Annotated in this window: 11 protein-coding genes; 6 read left to right on the forward strand and 5 right to left on the reverse strand. The window is 53.4% G+C overall.

The window, feature by feature from the left end:
* The first annotated feature begins 37 nt into the window (after positions 1-37).
* From ACKQAD_RS11215 to dolP, 4 genes are read left to right on the forward strand one after another with little or no spacing between them, the layout of a single operon-like run.
* A complete protein-coding gene (locus ACKQAD_RS11215) occupies positions 38-2056 on the forward strand; it encodes a penicillin-binding protein activator (protein ID WP_409160239.1) in 2019 nt (672 codons plus the stop codon).
* Positions 2053-2409, forward strand: a complete 357-nt coding sequence (locus ACKQAD_RS11220) for a YraN family protein (protein WP_039279491.1) — start codon at positions 2053-2055, stop codon at positions 2407-2409. The genes ACKQAD_RS11215 and ACKQAD_RS11220 overlap by 4 nt, the downstream gene beginning before the upstream one ends.
* 52 nt (positions 2410-2461) lie before the next feature.
* Positions 2462-3052 (forward strand): DnaA initiator-associating protein DiaA, encoded by a 591-nt coding sequence (gene diaA, locus ACKQAD_RS11225; RefSeq protein ID WP_005975525.1) that lies wholly within the window; start codon positions 2462-2464, stop codon positions 3050-3052.
* 11 nt (positions 3053-3063) lie between these two features.
* Positions 3064-3636 (forward strand): division/outer membrane stress-associated lipid-binding lipoprotein, encoded by a 573-nt coding sequence (gene dolP, locus ACKQAD_RS11230; protein WP_039354658.1) that lies wholly within the window; start codon positions 3064-3066, stop codon positions 3634-3636.
* Between the two features lie 124 nt (positions 3637-3760).
* On the opposite strand, the gene ACKQAD_RS11235 is transcribed toward dolP, so the two are convergent.
* From ACKQAD_RS11235 to mnmL, 5 genes are all read right to left on the reverse strand, one after another.
* Entirely contained in the window at positions 3761-5056 is a 1296-nt protein-coding gene (locus ACKQAD_RS11235) for an alginate lyase family protein (RefSeq protein ID WP_039354654.1), read from the reverse strand.
* A 215-nt stretch (positions 5057-5271) separates the two neighbouring features.
* Complete coding sequence (gene mtgA / locus ACKQAD_RS11240; protein WP_409160240.1) at positions 5272-6006, reverse strand: monofunctional biosynthetic peptidoglycan transglycosylase; 735 nt, start codon at positions 6004-6006, stop codon at positions 5272-5274.
* On the reverse strand, positions 6003-6656 hold the full coding sequence (gene elbB, locus ACKQAD_RS11245; RefSeq protein ID WP_409160300.1) for an isoprenoid biosynthesis glyoxalase ElbB: 654 nt from the start codon (positions 6654-6656) through the stop codon (positions 6003-6005). The genes mtgA and elbB overlap by 4 nt, the downstream gene beginning before the upstream one ends.
* Before the next feature lie 456 nt (positions 6657-7112).
* The gene (gene arcB, locus ACKQAD_RS11250; RefSeq protein WP_409160241.1) at positions 7113-9455 is read right to left on the reverse strand and encodes an aerobic respiration two-component sensor histidine kinase ArcB; all 2343 of its coding nucleotides are present in this window, start codon (positions 9453-9455) and stop codon (positions 7113-7115) included.
* A 106-nt stretch (positions 9456-9561) separates the two neighbouring features.
* Positions 9562-10491 (reverse strand): tRNA modification radical SAM protein MnmL/YtqA, encoded by a 930-nt coding sequence (gene mnmL / locus ACKQAD_RS11255; RefSeq protein WP_409160242.1) that lies wholly within the window; start codon positions 10489-10491, stop codon positions 9562-9564.
* 652 nt (positions 10492-11143) lie between these two features.
* On the opposite strand from mnmL, the gene gltB reads away from it, so the two are divergent.
* Complete coding sequence (gene gltB, locus ACKQAD_RS11260; RefSeq protein WP_409160243.1) at positions 11144-15604, forward strand: glutamate synthase large subunit; 4461 nt, start codon at positions 11144-11146, stop codon at positions 15602-15604.
* A 9-nt stretch (positions 15605-15613) separates the two neighbouring features.
* Entirely contained in the window at positions 15614-17032 is a 1419-nt protein-coding gene (locus tag ACKQAD_RS11265; RefSeq protein WP_409160244.1) for a glutamate synthase small subunit, read from the forward strand.
* Positions 17033-17107: the final 75 nt, after the last annotated feature.

A 17107-nucleotide genomic window follows, 5' to 3' on the forward strand; every position in this document is an offset into this window, starting at 1 on the left:
ATATTGAGCATCTTTAAAAAAAATCACTGGATACAGTATGCTTCCCTTTCATTTCGTCCGTACCCAGGCAGGACGTGTTATCCCTGTTTTGTTAGCGGCACTGTTTCTCGCAGGCTGTCCAAGCCATGCACCGCAGAGCCCGCCACCCGAGGTTCAGGGCAAAGCTGACGCATCATCCGATTATTATCTGCAGCAGATGCAGCAAAGTAGCGATAATAACAAGGCTGACTGGCAATTACTTGCTATTCGTTCCCTGCTACAGGAAGGGAAAGTCCCTCAGGCAAGCCAGCAGTTCAATGCGCTGCCAGAAAAATTGAATGCAGCACAAAAGCAAGAACAGCAGTTACTCAGTGCGGAACTGTCCGCCGTCCAAAACAATATGGAAGCGGCTAAAGCAGCACTGAGCCAGCTTGATGTGAGCGCGCTTTCCGATCAGCAGAAGCAGCGTTACTACCAGACGCAAATCAAAACCGCACAAGGGCGTCCTTCCATTGAGCTGCTGCGGATCTATATCGCTCAGGAGCCGCTGCTGAAAGGCGACGAGCATCAGATGAACCTCGATCAGACCTGGCTGGCATTGACGCAAATGTCACCGCAGGAGTCGAACTCACTGCTGATTAATGCGAATGAAAATGTGCTGCAAGGCTGGGTCGACCTACTCAATAACTATCAGGATAACCGAACTTCTCCCGATCAGTTAAAGAGCGCTATTCAGGATTGGCAAACCCGCTATCCGCATCATCCTGCTGCAAAAACGCTGCCTACGCAGTTGAATCAGGTCATTAATTACCAGCAGTCATCGGTGAACAGCATCGCATTACTGCTGCCACTCAATGGTCAGGCGCAGGTTTTCGCCAATGCCATCCAGCAAGGTTTTAACGCGGCCAAGAACGGTCAGATAGCCACCGCGCCCGTATCTACGCCTGTTGCACCTTCAGCGGACGCTGCACAGGACGGACAGGTAGTCCCATCATCCGACGGTCAGAATGCCCAATCGCCCGCACCGTATAGCGATCAGGCGGTAGCCTCCGCGACGCCTGCACCGGAAGCACAGGCGACGAGCGCTGGGCTGTCCAGCTCACTCCCGGTCAAAGTGTATGACACGTCTTCGCAACCACTGGCAAATATTCTCACGCAGGCACAGCAGGATGGTGCATCACTGGTCATCGGTCCGTTGCTGAAAAATGAAGTGGATCAGTTGGCGAACAGCCAGTCACCGCTGAATATTTTGGCGTTGAACCAGCCGGAACACGTCGAAAATAGCCCTAACATCTGCTATTTCGCCCTGTCTCCAGAGGATGAAGCCCGAGACGCCGCAAAATTTATCCACCAGCAGGGTAAACAGCAGCCGCTAGTCTTAGCCCCTCGCGGTGCGCTGGGCGACCGTATCATTAACGCATTCGCTCAGGCCTGGAACCAGCAAAGCGGAACCAGCGCTCTGCAACAGCGCTTTGGCAACACGGCGGAATTAAAGCAGGCCATCAATAGTGGCGCGGGCTTAAGCCTGAGCGGTCAACCCGTTAACGTGTCGCAGCAGCAGGCACCGTCGGGCACCACCATCGGCGGCTTAACCATTCCATCCCAGGTTCAACCGACGTCCAGTTCATCCGTCAGCGGCAATATCGATGCCGTCTATATCATCGCAACGCCAGACGAGCTGGCGCTGATTAAACCGATGATAGATATGCGTACCACGTCACGCGCACGTCCGTCACTCTACGCCAGCTCACGTAGCTTCCAGGCTGGATTAGGGCCAGACTTCCGCCTCGAAATGGAAGGTTTGCAGTTCAGCGATATCCCGTTGTTAGCGGGCGCAAACCCAGCGCTGATGCAGCAGGTCAGCAGCCAGTTTAAAAACGATTATTCGTTAGTCCGCCTGTATGCGATGGGGATGGATGCCTGGACGCTCGCCAGTCACTTCGGTGAAATGCGCCAGATTCCGGGTCACCAGATTTCTGGGGCAACAGGCATGTTAAGCGCAGGGCCGGATTGCACCATCAATCGGCAGTTAACCTGGCAGCAGTATCGTCAGGGTCAACTGGTACCCGTTCTCTGAATCAGCGAGCGGCTGGCGCAGTTTACGAACAACAGGCCCGGCGTTATCTTGAACGCGCGGGCCTGACCTTCACCGCGGCGAATGTTACGCTACGCGGCGGCGAACTGGATTTGATCATGCGCGATCGCCATATTTGGGTGTTTGTTGAAGTGCGCTATCGGCGCAACGCCCATTTTGGCGATGCGGCAGCCAGCGTCACCCGACGCAAACAGCAGCGGTTGTTGCACGCTGCCGCCGTGTGGTTGGCGCAGCGAGGTGCCAGCTTTGACACGGTGGATTGCCGCTTTGACGTGTTGGCAATTACAGGCGAACAGTTCGACTGGCTCCCTAATGCCTTCGCTGCACAGGGATAACATAGTTACCACTCATCCTTGATGGACTTCAATTTACGTAGGTTAATTCAACGTGCTGGATAGAATAAAAGTTTGTTTTACCGAGAGTATTCAAACGCAGATTGCAGCGGCAGAAGCCTTGCCAGACGCCATTTCCCGTGGCGCGATTGCGATGGTGCAGTCCCTGCTAAACGGCAACAAAATTCTGTGCTGCGGTAACGGAACATCGGCAGCCAATTCGCAGCATTTTGCCGCCAGCATGATTAACCGATTTGAAGCAGAGCGCCCAAGCTTACCGGCTATCGCACTTAATGCGGATAATGTGGTCTTAACTGCGATAGCTAATGACCGCTTGCATGAAGAGGTCTATGCCAAACAAGTCAGAGCGTTAGGTCAGGCTGGCGACGTACTACTGGCAATTTCAACCCGTGGCAATAGCCGCGATATTGTTAAAGCCGTAGAGTCTGCCGTTACCCGCGACATGACGATTGTCGCCCTGACCGGCTACGATGGCGGAGAACTGGCCGGGCTGCTCGGGCCACAGGATGTGGAGATTCGCATCCCGTCACACCGCAGCGCCCGTATTCAGGAAATGCACATGCTGACAGTGAATTGCCTGTGCGATTTAATTGATAACACACTTTTTCCACACCAGAACGATTGAAGGAGCACTACATGAGGATAAGTTCTGCATTTGCCGTGCTGTCTATCGCCCTGCTGCTACAAGGCTGTGTCGGGGTTGTTGCTGTTGGCAGTGCCGTGGCAACCAAAACGGCCACTGACCCGCGTACCGTAGGTACACAGGTTGACGATGGCACACTGGAAGTCCGCGTGACAAATGCAATCAGCAAAGACGAGCAGTTGAAAAAAGAGGCCCGTATCGTTGCAACGGCTTATCAGGGGAAAGTACTGTTAACAGGGCAGGCACCGAGCACAGAAATGGCAAACCGGGCTAAGCAAATCGCCCTCGGCGTAGAAGGTGCGGCCGAAGTCTACAATGAAATACGTCAAGGCGCGCCAGTTTCAATGGGAACCGCCTCCATGGATACTTGGATCACCACCAAAGTTCGCTCACAAATTCTGGCAAGCGACACCGTTAAATCCTCTAACGTCAAAGTCACTACGGAAAACGGCGAAGTCTTCCTGTTAGGTCTGGTGACACAGCGTGAAGGCACCTCTGCCGCAGAAATCGCCAGTAAAGTGGGCGGCGTGAAGCACGTAACAACGGCCTTCACCTACCTGCAATAATGAATTGCTCTCTTTAATCTTTTTTCTTTTTAAAACAAAAACCGCTGATGCTTTCATCAGCGGTTTTTTTATCTCTGCACTTTTTTATCCCAAGATAGGGGAAATGCAGCTTTACCCTATGAGATCAGGGTGTAGCTGGATTAAGTAGCCAGAGTGCACGGCGGGTTTCAACGCTGATATGGCTCGGTTCTTTATCGCGCGCACCAGCCTCGCCGGTGAGTAATTCCGCAAAGCCCGCCTGCTTGATTTGCGCCTGGTAACGTGGCGTTTTCAAACCACGCTCCGCCTGCAATAACAGCGGAATAAGGCGACTACTTTGCCTGTCCATCGTCTTGCGCGGCCACGCTTTATTTTCATCCAGATACGGTGCCATAAAATCCAGCGCCTTTATCACACTGCTTCCCTTCGGTGTTTGGTACTGCCACAGATTATCCCCGATACGGGAAGCCAACATCGCCATATCCGTTATCGCCTGAAGGTTGAAGTAGCTGTAATGAAAAGAGCGGGTGCGCGCCAGCTCTTCCGGCTGAGCGCCATCGGGTTGCAGTTGGTGATCCAATTTCTCCCGCTGCAATTGCGCCATAGACTTCACTACGTCGATTTTCCCCAGGTACCAGGCGATCCCAGCAACCTGTACGGTATACCAACTACCGTGGTTGTTCTGGGCTGTTGCCTCTTTTTTCCCCAACTTGCTGGTTTGCAGCCAGTGCAGATAATCGCTCATCCATTGCTGCATCTGCTGCTCATCCTGCGTTGTCCAACCCGGAGCCTGACGTAGCATAATCAGCGAATCGACGATGCGAGTGGAAAAATAGCGCCCGTCCAGCACGCCTGAGCCCCTGCCAGGCGCGATGCCCGGCACGCCCTGCGCAAAGTCGAGATTAGGGTTCATGCGCGTAGCAGGGTCAATAAACCAGGTACGGATCATCGACATGGCTTTATCGGCATAAGCCTGTTTACCAGAGAAATACCACGCCAGCGTCAACGCCTGCGTTTGGGCGGTAAATTTCGCCAGCCTAACACCGTCAGTCTCTTCATCCTTGCTGGCAGGGTTTACCTGCCCATCACGGCGAATCCAAGGCAAACCATCAGCTTTGTCGGGATCGGGCCACCAGTAGGCGCTGAGGCTCAAATAATCATGCTTTGAACCACTGGGTGGCGTAGATTTCTTTTCCGTCACGCTAGGATTATCACTTTTCAGCGCGCGATCGGCTTCCGAAATAAGTTGCTCATACGCCATTCGCGTCTGCGGCTTTTCCGTTTTTTGCTGTAACTGCTGTTTTACCGAGGATAGCTGAGGCTGCTGCAAGAAGGCGTAAGGATTATCGGGGGAGGACGCTTTAGGCTCCGCGTCCGCACGGACAACAGAGGCCACGCAATACAAGGCAATCAGTAAACCTGACCAATAACGTAACCGCATACTTTCTCCTGATGTCGAAAACACAACCGTTAACGCGAAAATTTCTCGGTATAGTAAGCCTGTCCCAGTCGGCGTTATTGGTGCAGCCAGTTTGGACACGGACAGCGCGCAGAAACCGGAGCGTACACGTAGTACATGAGGATTTCGAGCACTGCCCAGCTCAAAATGGCAAATGAAATAGCCCTAATGGGATAGGCTATAACGAACAAAGCGACTTAGTTCAGGTTGTTATCTCGCAAAAATGCGTCGCCGCCCATCTGTCGCATCTGGCGTAAAATCCACTGCTGGCGTTGAATCACGTAGCCGGAGGGTGCATTTGCACGAAAGCGAATCGGATTCGGCAGGACCGCCGCCAGCAAGGCGGATTCGCTTGCCGTCAACCTGCTGGCAGGCTTGTTGAAATAACGTCTGGCGGCCGCTTCTACGCCAAAAATCCCGGGACCAAATTCGGCGATATTGAGATACACGGTCAGAATGCGCCGTTTTGTCCAAACCAGTTCCACCCCGGTGGTAATCCCCGCCTCAAGCCCCTTACGCACCCAGCTACGCCCATCCCACAGGAACAGGTTCTTCACCATCTGCTGCGACAGCGTAGACGCACCGCGGATCCGCTGCGTATTGCGTTCGTTGTGCTTCAATGCCTGACCAATTGCATCAAGATCGAAGCCCCAGTGCTCAGGGAATTTTTGGTCTTCCGCCGCCATCACCGCCAGCGCCATTTCTGGTGCGATATCGTCCATCGCCACCCAATCCGAATGGGCAACGTAGGAGAATTCGCCTGTCAGCCATGCGCTGATCTGCCTGTCAACCATCACAGCGGAAAACGGTACAGGCAGGAAGGAAAACAACACAATGCCTGCAAGCCATGCACCGAGGACACACAACACGCTCCGAACAATCAGACGTTTCAGCCACGTGAGTAAGCCTCCACGCCCTCGCTTCCACCTCATTCAGTGAGATCCAATACGCGAGCAACGAGCTTATCAATGCCTTTTGCCGCTTCGCTGATGGAGTTAGCCAGCATATAGGCCGGTGTCGTCACGATTTTATGTTCCTCATCAACCACGATATCATCGACCGGACAAACAACGTGGATACCGCCCATCTCCTCAACGGCCTCAGAGGTGTCGATATCGTTACCAATGGTTACGCGAACAGGTACACCCAAAATCTTCGGCAGCAGCGCCGGTGAGATGCAAATAAAACCAATTGGTTTATTTTGCTTATAAATTTCCTGTGTGAGCAATTGTAGCGTTTCATCAATCTGACACGCCGTTCCTTGCGTTGCGAAGTCACTTAAATTTTTCGCAGCGCCAAAACCACCCGGCACAATCAGCGCATCTAAATCTTGTGCATTTGCGGTAGAAAGCGGCTGGATTTTTCCTCTGGCGATCCGTGCCGATTCTGCTAAAACGTTGCGATTCTCACCAGTTACGTCACCCGTCAGGTGATTAACCACCTGTAATTGCGGCTTATCTGGTGCAAAGCAAACCGCTTGTACACCCGCGCGATCCAACGCAAGTAACGTCAATACGGCTTCATGAATCTCGGAACCGTCATAAACACCACATCCACTCAGGACAATGCCGACTCGTTTCATCATATTTTCCTTCATTTCATTACATCAACTAATTGATTTTTTAATTGACAAACACTAATCTACATCACACATTTTAATGATTCTTGTAACAAAGATTTCTACATTTGCTATTTTGTTGCTTGATGAAGATGTACAGTAGTGAGGTTTTAATCGCTGTTGTAAGATGTACTTAGAAACACAGTCAAGACACGAATATCCGCACTTGCGAGTTTACAAAACCTGAAATCTAAATGCAGGTGCATGTTTTCCCTGGTGTTGGCGCATAATTCGCGCACCCCGGCTTCGGTCGGGGTCATTTTTTTCTAACGTATGAAAACGTGCAAAGCTTCGCATTCCTCGTCCTTCTTCACGCAAAAACCCCGTTCAATCTGACGCCTTTTTGCATGATATCCCGTGAGACGAAAAAAATTTCTAGCCGTTTTACTCGCCACGTCCCTGTGGTCACAACACGTCGTATCAGGATTCTTTTTCTGCTTTTGCCACCCAATCACGTAGCACCTGAACATCATGACGCCAGTCGTGCTTAAGTTCATCGACCCATTCCTGCACGTTATCCCACCATGCCGGCAACGATGATGTCTGAATCTGCTGAGCGACCTGTTGCAGATGCCGTAATCCAACGGAACCCGCCGCCCCTTTGATTTTGTGACCTTCTTCCGTAATGCCTTTCTGGTCACGCGCCGTCATGTTGGAATCCAGAATCGCCAGATAGCCCGGCATCATCTGTTCAAACATCTCCAGGCTCTGATGAATCAATTTCGGTCCCACCAAATCCAGATACTGTTCCAGCATCGGGATATCCAACAGATGTTCTTCTGCTTTTGCCATTTCATCACCTTCTTCATCCGTCGGTGCTTCGGTCCACACCGTGTGAGTGTCCCAGAATTGTTTGATGACGGCCATCAGCGCGGGCACCGATAGCGGCTTGCTGAGCACGTCATCCATACCCGCATCCAGATATTCGCGTTTATCTTTCAGCACGTTCGCCGTCAGCGCCACCAGCGGCGGCAGGTTGCCATAGCGCGCACGTAGCTGACGCGCAACGTCCAACCCGGTCATATCTGGCAGTTGGATATCGAGCAGCACCAGATCGAACTCATCGGGATCGAACATGTCCAGCGCCTCTTGTCCGGTCATCGCGACATCCACGCTATTACCCAATTTTTCCAGTACGGAACGCGCGACCACCACGTTCAGTTCGATATCTTCCACCAGCAGAACGTGCAGCGCCGGCAGCGGCAAATCGTCGTCTTCCTGACCGCTTCCCGCTTCATCGACGATCGGCGCAATGACCGTCAGGGTAAAGCAGGAGCCTTTGCCCTGCGTGCTGGAAACCTGGATATCGCCACCCATGTTCTGCGCCAGACGCTTCGACACGGCAAGACCGATTCCCGTCCCTGTCGCTGGCTTCCCGCCATGCTGGTCTTTGACCTGATAATACATGGCGAAGATTTTTTCCAGTTCATCCGCCGGAATGCCCATCCCGGAATCTTCAACGTCAAAGCGCAGGCGATCGCCTTTTTCATGCCAGACGCGCACCACAATTTCGCCTTTCGGTGTGAATTTCACCGCGTTACTCAGCAGGTTCCACAGAATCTGTCGCAGGCGCGTTCCATCGGTAATCACTTTATGCGGCAGAGGCTGGTGCTGGTCCATAATCAGCTTCAGGCCTTTCGGTTCCGCCAGCAGGCCGCCGAGGTTCTCCAGATCCACCAGGAAGCCGGTGAAATCGATCGGCTGGTTATCCAGTTGAACCTTGCGGCGCTCCTGTTTGTCCATCTCAATCACATCGTTAAAGATATTGCCCAGCGTAATCGCGCTGACGTGGATGGTTTTCAGGTATTTTTGCTGCTCAGGATCAAGTTGTGTATCCAGCAGGATGCGACTTAACCCGACAATGCCATTAAGCGGCGTACGAAGCTCGTGGCTGATTGTTGAGATAAAGGTGGTCTTCTCCCTACTGGCGTTCTCTAACGCGTCCTGGTAACGCTTACGCTCCGTTATATCGCGTCCAAATCCCATCAGCCCGTGACGTTTACCCATCCGATCATAAAACGGCACCTTCCGCAGCTCAAAACAGGCTTTACGACCATCGGGATAAACCAGCCACTGTTCATAAGTCAGAGAAACGTTATGGCGGAACACTTTCTCGTCCGTCTCCATCACTTTCTCGGCGATATCGGGGGAATAAACATCCTGCGGCGTCAGGCCAATGAGCTGCTTCTGACTTTTGCCCACCAGCAGTTCCATCGCGCGGTTACAGCCGGAGAACTCTTTATTTTCGTTACGGTAGTAAACTAAATCCGGTGAGGCATCAAGGAAGGAACGCAGCAAAGCCGATTGTTGTTCCAGCTCGATTTGCGCCTGTTCGCGGCGGGACATCTCTTCTTTGAGTCGGCTCATCACCAGCGCACGTGCGTCTTCCGCTTTGATACGGTCAGCGATTTCCTGATTGAGCTGCGCGATGTTCTCCTGAAGCTGCGCATTCAGTTCCAGATCACGATGGCGCATTTCTTCCAGCTTCGCTACCAGCTTCGACAGCCGCTGGCGCGACTCTTCGAGCTGTTCCACCACCACGGAGAGAAAATAAACGGCCCAGGGCGTAATCAACAGTCCAAAGAAAATGGAACGGATGACGTCAATGTTCTCGACCTCCCCGCTAAGTAACAGGGTGACCGCCATTTGCACCACCATCGCCAGCAGCACCAATACCGAGGCCAGCAGCAGTGAAAAACGGACAAGCCCCAGTTTTACCATCAAATCAACATAGTACTGAGCCAACAGACGAATTTGCTTCATAGCGATTTTCCTTAGTCACCCACCCGCGCATCATAACGTAAAACGACAGCTTATATGGTGCTACCGCACAGATTCACAGCACGAAATACTCACGTATTTTGACGCGTCAGAGCCCATCGTAACGGTAGGGCGTGCCCAGCGCGGAACCCTGTACGCCATGCGTTTGCAGATAGCGATCCAGCTCCACCATGCCCGTCCAGCGGTTTTCACACCAGAGAGGGGCCAGCAAAGTTGGGCGGCGGGCGCTGGCGGCAATACGGTGATAAATCACCTCCGGCGGCGTATGACGAATCATCTCTCCCGCCGTCTCCACGTAGCGATCCAGCGTCAGCTCAGGCAATCTTCCCGCTCGCCAGACCTTCGCCATCGTGCTGCCCTCCACGATATGGAGAGGATGGATCTTAATGCCTTCTACTCCGGTCTCAACAACCTGCTCCAGCGTCGATAAGCAGCGCTGTGCGTCTTCTCCCGGTAAACCCACAATCAGATGGCTACACACCTTCAGACCACGCTCCCGCGCACGGCGGGTGGTTTCCTGATAGCAGGCGAAGTCATGTCCACGATTAATTCGATGCAGAGTTTTATCATTCGCGCTCTGCAGCCCCAGTTCGAGCCACACCTCGTAGCCCTGTTCATGATAACGGGACAATAAATCCAGTACCGCATCTGGCACGCAGTCGGGACGCGTGCCCACACAAAGCCCCACCATTTCGGCCTGCTTCAATGCTTCCTGGTACAGGCTTTCCAGCACCTGAACTTCGGCATAGGTGCTGGTATACGCTTGAAAATACGCCAGATAGCGTTTGGCGCGGTTCACCTTTCCCGCCTGTGTTTCCAATTGCTGCGCAATACTGCATTGCTGCATCTGTTCATCCGCAAACGAAGCCACATTGCAGAACGTACAGCCGCCCCGCCCCAGCGTGCCATCACGGTTTGGGCAATTAAACCCGCCATGAAGCGTCAGCTTGTGGATCTTCTCGCCATAGCGACGCTGAAGATTTCCGCCAAACATATTGATTAATTTTTGCAATTGCATATTCTAACCCGCTCCCTTGAGGAACAGCAGACTACCTTTCTCTTGCCCCCTTCGCGATGACCGCGATCAATCACATACACACCAACGAAATGCATTTTTATTCGCTTTTAATGAAAATAAACTCACGTCTGTGCTAATTAATTTTTCTTATCCTGTATGCCTGCCTGATGAAAAGATGAAGCGATACTTAAAAATAGTTTCATAAAATCTAAAAGTAGCCATATGGCAGCATAATATGCCAAATAGAAGAAACAATGCAGCACGGATAAGGGTTATATCGCTTTTGTATAGTGATACAGCTCACACTTCAATTAAACGCCATAGTCATTTCCCAAGATAATTTTTCTAAAAAAATCATTATCTTTCATAGGTATAATTAAAAACTATTGTTTCTCAGCACATTTTGCACTGGTATTTGACCTGAACAGGCTTTCTCGCTAATTTGGAAATCCGCTGGAAGCTTTCCTGACGGGTCCATGATTCGTCATATTTATGCAGTAAATGAAGACTCCCTCTAAAAACAAGTCATTTACCACTTGTGAGACCGTCACGAGAGGCCGAAGAAGAGAGCGTAGTACTAGCCGCTCGACGCCACGGTGCTTTCTCGCAGTAGGTTGTGAGAGTCACACAGAGCCTGGGGAGGTTCACTAATATGTTGTACGATGCATCCCAAGAGAGAGATAACTGTGGTTTCGGATTAATCGCCCATATAGAAGGTGAGCCGAGCCACAAAGTAGTGCGTACCGCGATTCACGCGCTCGCACGCATGCAGCACCGTGGCGCAATCCTTGCTGACGGCAAGACTGGCGACGGCTGCGGTTTATTACTTCAGAAGCCCGATCGCTTCTTTCGTCTGGTGGCGGAAGAGCACGGCTGGCGTTTAGCCAAAAACTACGCCGTCGGCATGATGTTTCTCAATCAGGACGAAGACCTGGCCCGCGCTACCCGTCGGATTGTAGAAGAAGAGTTGCAGAACGAAACGCTGTCCGTATTGGGCTGGCGTGAAGTACCGACCAACCCAGATGTACTGGGTGAAATCGCCCTGTCGTCCATGCCGCGTATTGAACAAATCTTCGTTAACGCCCCGGCAGGCTGGCGTCAACGTGATATGGAACGCCGTCTGTTCATGGCGCGGCGCCGTATCGAAAAGCGTATTGAAGACAACGAGTTCTACGTTTGTAGCTTCTCCAATCTGGTCACGATCTATAAAGGTCTGTGCATGCCGGCTGATCTGCCGCGCTTCTACCTCGATCTGGCCGATCTGCGTCTGGAATCCTCGATCTGTCTGTTCCACCAGCGTTTCTCGACCAACACGGTACCCCGCTGGCCGCTGGCGCAGCCGTTCCGCTACCTGGCGCACAACGGTGAGATCAACACCATTGCTGGTAACCGCCAATGGGCACGCGCGCGCGCTTACAAATTCAAAACCCCGCTGATCCCAGACTTGCAGGATGCCGCACCGTTCGTTAATGAAACCGGCTCCGACTCCAGCTCGCTGGATAATATGCTGGAATTGTTCCTAAGCGGCGGGATGGATATCATCCGCGCGATGCGCCTACTGGTTCCACCAGCCTGGCAAAACAACCCGGATATGGATCCTGAACTGCGCGCCTTCTTCGACTTTAATTCCATGCACATGGAGCCGTGGGATGGCCCGGCCGGTATCGTCATGTCCGATGGGCGCTATGCCGCCTGTAACCTGGATCGTAACGGCCTACGCCCTGCGCGTTACGTCATCACTAAAGACAAGCTGATCACCTGCGCGTCTGAGGTCGGTATCTGGGATTATCAACCGGATGAAGTGGTTGAAAAAGGCCGCGTTGGTCCAGGCGAGCTGATGGTGATCGACACCCGCAGCGGCCGTATCCTGCACTCTGCCGAAACCGATGACGATCTGAAAAGCCGCCATCCTTACAAAGAGTGGATGGAGAAAAACGTTAAGCGCCTCGTGCCGTTTGAAGAGTTGCCAGACGATCAGGTCGGCAGCCGTGAATTCAACGATGAGCTGCTGGAGACCTACCAGAAACAGTACGGCTACAGTAGCGAAGAACTGGATCAGGTCATCCGCGTGCTGGGCGAAAATGGTCAGGAAGCCACGGGATCGATGGGCGATGATACGCCATTCGCCGTGCTGTCCAGCCGTCCACGCATCATTTATGACTACTTCCGTCAACAGTTCGCGCAGGTAACCAACCCGCCGATCGACCCGCTGCGTGAAGCCCATGTCATGTCGCTGGCGACCAGCATTGGTCGTGAAATGAACGTCTTCTGTGAAGCGGAAGGTCAGGCTCACCGTCTGAGTTTTAAATCGCCGATCCTGCTTTACTCCGACTTCACACAGCTGACGTCGCAGGATGAACTGCACTATCGTGCCGACACGCTGGATCTGACATTTGATCCATCGCAGCAATCACTGAAACAGACGATCGAAAAACTGTGTGATGAAGCAGAAAGCAAAGTCAGAGATGGCGCCGTTCTGCTGGTGCTGTCCGACCGCGGCATTAGCGAATCACGCTTGCCTGTCCCAGCGCCAATGGCCGTCGGTGCCGTTCAGCGCCGTCTGGTGGAAAAGAGCCTTCGTTGTGATGCCAACATCATTGTCGAAACCGCCAGCGCACGCGATCCGCACCACTTTGCCGTGCTGTTAGGCTTCGGTGCGACGGCCATCTACCCTTACCTCGCCTACGAAACGTTGGCGCGGATGGTGGATAACCACACCATCGACAAACCTTATCGTGCCGTGATGCTGAACTACCGTAACGGCATCAATAAAGGCCTGTACAAGATTATGTCCAAAATGGGCATCTCGACGATCGCCTCTTATCGCTGTTCCAAACTGTTTGAAGCCGTGGGCCTGCACAAAGATGTATCGACGCAATGCTTCCTGGGCGTTGTCAGCCGCATCGGCGGGGCAAACTACAGCGACTTCGAACAGGATCTGCTGAACCTGTCCAAGCGCGCCTGGCTGAAGCGCAAAACGCTGGAGCAAGGTGGCCTGCTGAAATTTGTTCACGGCGGCGAATACCATGCCTACAACCCGGATGTCGTCACCACGCTGCAAACGGCGGTGAAAACCGGGGAATACAGCGATTACGAGCAATACGCCAAACTGGTTAACGAGCGTCCGGCAGCCACATTACGTGACCTGCTGGCGCTGAAGCCGCAAGAAGGCGCAGCCATCGCGATCGACGATGTTGAACCTGCATCTGAAATGTTCAAACGTTTCGATACCGCAGCCATGTCTATCGGTGCACTTAGCCCTGAAGCCCATGAGTCGCTGGCAGAAGCGATGAACGGACTGGGTGGCTTCTCCAACTCCGGTGAAGGGGGTGAAGATCCAGCGCGTTACGGCACCAATAAAGTATCCCGTATCAAGCAGGTCGCTTCTGGCCGCTTTGGTGTGACACCAGCCTATCTGGTTAACGCTGATGTGATTCAGATTAAAGTAGCACAGGGCGCTAAACCGGGCGAAGGGGGTCAGTTACCGGGTGATAAAGTCACGCCATATATTGCTCGCCTGCGTTATTCCGTGCCGGGCGTGACCCTGATTTCGCCACCGCCGCACCACGATATTTACTCGATCGAAGATTTGGCGCAGCTGATTTTCGATCTGAAGCAAGTTAACCCGAAAGCGATGATTTCGGTAAAACTGGTATCCGAACCGGGCGTCGGTACGATCGCTACCGGTGTTGCCAAGGCCTATGCCGATTTGATCACCATCGCAGGTTACGATGGTGGCACCGGCGCTAGCCCGCTCTCCTCCGTGAAATACGCGGGTTGTCCGTGGGAACTGGGTTTGGTGGAAACACAGCAGGCTCTGGTATCCAACGGTCTGCGCCACAAAATTCGCCTTCAGGTGGATGGCGGCCTGAAAACTGGTGTGGATATTGTCAAAGCGGCGATTCTGGGTGCAGAAAGCTTCGGCTTCGGCACCGGGCCAATGGTGGCACTGGGCTGTAAATACCTGCGTATCTGCCACCTGAACAACTGTGCGACCGGTGTTGCGACGCAAGATGAGAAGCTGCGCCGCGATCACTACCACGGCCTGCCTGACCGTGTAACCAACTACTTCCAGTTCATTGCACACGAAACCCGCGTGCTGATGGCGGAGCTAGGCATCAGCCGTCTGGTGGATCTGATTGGCCGTACCGATCTGCTGGTTGAGCTGGACGGTTTCAGTGCCAAACAGAACAAACTGGATCTGTCTCCGTTGCTGCATGCTGCACAGCCTCAGCCGGGTAAAGCGCTGTACTGCACCGAAAGCAATCTGTCGTTCGATAAAGGCCTGCTGAACAAAGAGCTGCTGGTACAGGCACAGCCGCACATCGATTCGAAACAGGGCAAAGCGCTCTACTTCGATATCCGTAACACCGATCGCTCCGTCGGCGCGACGCTGTCCGGTGCCATTGCCGAGAAACATGGTGACCAAGGACTGGCTGGCGATCCGATCAAAGCCTACTTCTCCGGTACCGCAGGGCAGAGCTTTGGCGTCTGGAACGCTGGCGGCGTAGAACTAAAACTAACCGGCGATGCCAACGACTACGTGGGCAAAGGCATGGCGGGAGGTAGCATCTCCGTGCGTCCTCCGGTAGGTTCCGCCTTCCGCAGCCACGAAGCCAGCATTATTGGTAACACCTGCCTGTACGGTGCCACAGGCGGTAAGCTGTTTGCCGCAGGTCGCGCAGGCGAACGTTTCGCCGTTCGTAACTCCGGCTGTATCACCGTGGTAGAAGGTATCGGCGATAACGGCTGTGAATACATGACGGGCGGCATCGTCTGCGTGCTAGGTCGTACCGGCGTGAACTTCGGCGCAGGGATGACCGGCGGGTTCGCCTACGTGCTGGATGAAGACGGTGAATTCCGTAAACGCGTTAACCCAGAACTGGTAGAAGTGCTGGACGTGGAAGAGTTGGCTATTCATGAAGAGCATCTGCGTGGCCTAATCACCGAGCATGTACAGAATACCGGTTCACATCGCGGAGAAGAGATTCTCGCTAACTGGCCGACCTGGGCACCGAAGTTTGCTCTGGTGAAACCGAAGTCAAGTGATGTGAAGGCATTGTTGGGTCACCGTAGTCGTTCCGCAGCCGAGCTGCGGGTTCAGGCGCAGTAAGAGGTCATCATGAGTCAGAATGTTTACCAGTTTATCGACTTACAGCGCGTTGATCCGCCCAAGAAACCGCTGAAGATTCGTAAAATTGAATTTGTTGAGATCTACGAGCCTTTCTCAGAAAGCCAGTCCAAAGCCCAGGCAGACCGCTGCCTGGCGTGCGGCAACCCTTACTGCGAATGGAAATGTCCGGTACATAACTACATCCCGAACTGGCTGAAGCTGGCAAACGAAGGCCGTATTATCGAAGCGGCTGAGTTGTCGCACCAGACTAACAGCCTGCCGGAAGTCTGCGGTCGCGTGTGCCCGCAGGATCGTCTGTGTGAAGGTTCCTGTACGCTGAATGATGAGTTCGGCGCGGTCACCATCGGCAACATCGAGCGCTATATCAATGATAAAGCAATAGAGATGGGCTGGAAGCCAAGCGTTGCCAACGTCAAACAGACTGGCAAACGCGTCGCTATCATTGGCGCGGGTCCGGCAGGGCTGGCCTGTGCCGACGTGCTGGCACGCAATGGCGTACAGGCCGTCGTCTTCGATCGTCATCCAGAGATCGGTGGCCTGCTGACCTTCGGTATCCCCTCTTTCAAGTTGGAAAAAGAGGTGATGGTGAAACGTCGTGAGATTTTCACCGAGATGGGCATCGAGTTCCGCCTGAACACCGAAGTCGGCAAAGACGTGCAGATGAAAGCACTGCTGGACGAATACGATGCCGTCTTCCTCGGCGTCGGCACCTATCAGTCTATGCGTGGCGGATTGGACAATGAAGACGCTCAGGGTGTCTACGATGCTCTGCCGTTTCTGATCGCCAACACCAAGCAACTGATGGGCTTTGAAGCCGCAGTAGACGAGCCTTACGTCAGCATGCAAGGTAAACGCGTTGTCGTGCTGGGCGGTGGTGACACAGCGATGGACTGCGTGCGTACGTCAATTCGTCAGGGATCAACGCACGTTACCTGTGCCTATCGTCGTGATGAAGAGAACATGCCGGGTTCCAAACGCGAAGTGAAAAACGCGCGTGAAGAAGGCGTCGAATTCAAATTCAACCTGCAACCGTTAAGCGTCGAGATCAACGGCGTTGGCAAAGTGTGCGGCGTGAAAATGGCGCGTACCGCGCTGGGTGCACCGGATGCCAACGGGCGTCGTCGTCCTGAAATCGTAGAGGGTTCCGAGCACGTACTAGAAGCTGATGCGATCATCATGGCGTTCGGCTTCCGTCCGCACAAAATGGCGTGGCTGGCAGAACATGACGTCAAACTGGACGATCAGGGTCGCATTGTCGCACCAGAAAATTGCGATAACGCCTTCCAGACCAGCAACCCGAAAATTTTTGCGGGCGGCGATGCGGTACGTGGTTCCGATCTGGTGGTCACCGCCATCGCAGAAGGCCGTAAGGCCGCTGACGGCATCATGAACTATCTGGAAGTGTAGATAACGTACCACTTCTCTTAAGGGCAGCGCTGGCTGCCCTTTTCTTTTCCGGCTTTATCTGAAGCGCCTGTTAGC

Source organism: Pectobacterium artocarpous, from assembly GCF_046159765.1.
In the GTDB taxonomy this organism is placed as follows: Bacteria; Pseudomonadota; Gammaproteobacteria; order Enterobacterales; family Enterobacteriaceae; genus Pectobacterium.

What these genes read in the sequence shown, in the direction of transcription:
- mtgA (WP_409160240.1), bottom strand. Translation starts at nt 6,006, where the DNA reads ATGAGGTGGAAGCGAGGGCGTGGAGGCTTACTCACGTGGCTGAAACGT.
- ACKQAD_RS11215 (WP_409160239.1), top strand. Translation starts at nt 38, where the DNA reads ATGCTTCCCTTTCATTTCGTCCGTACCCAGGCAGGACGTGTTATCCCT.
- mnmL (WP_409160242.1), bottom strand. Translation starts at nt 10,491, where the DNA reads ATGCAATTGCAAAAATTAATCAATATGTTTGGCGGAAATCTTCAGCGT.
- ACKQAD_RS11265 (WP_409160244.1), top strand. Translation starts at nt 15,614, where the DNA reads ATGAGTCAGAATGTTTACCAGTTTATCGACTTACAGCGCGTTGATCCG.
- gltB (WP_409160243.1), top strand. Translation starts at nt 11,144, where the DNA reads ATGTTGTACGATGCATCCCAAGAGAGAGATAACTGTGGTTTCGGATTA.
- ACKQAD_RS11235 (WP_039354654.1), bottom strand. Translation starts at nt 5,056, where the DNA reads ATGCGGTTACGTTATTGGTCAGGTTTACTGATTGCCTTGTATTGCGTG.
- elbB (WP_409160300.1), bottom strand. Translation starts at nt 6,656, where the DNA reads ATGAAACGAGTCGGCATTGTCCTGAGTGGATGTGGTGTTTATGACGGT.
- arcB (WP_409160241.1), bottom strand. Translation starts at nt 9,455, where the DNA reads ATGAAGCAAATTCGTCTGTTGGCTCAGTACTATGTTGATTTGATGGTA.
- dolP (WP_039354658.1), top strand. Translation starts at nt 3,064, where the DNA reads ATGAGGATAAGTTCTGCATTTGCCGTGCTGTCTATCGCCCTGCTGCTA.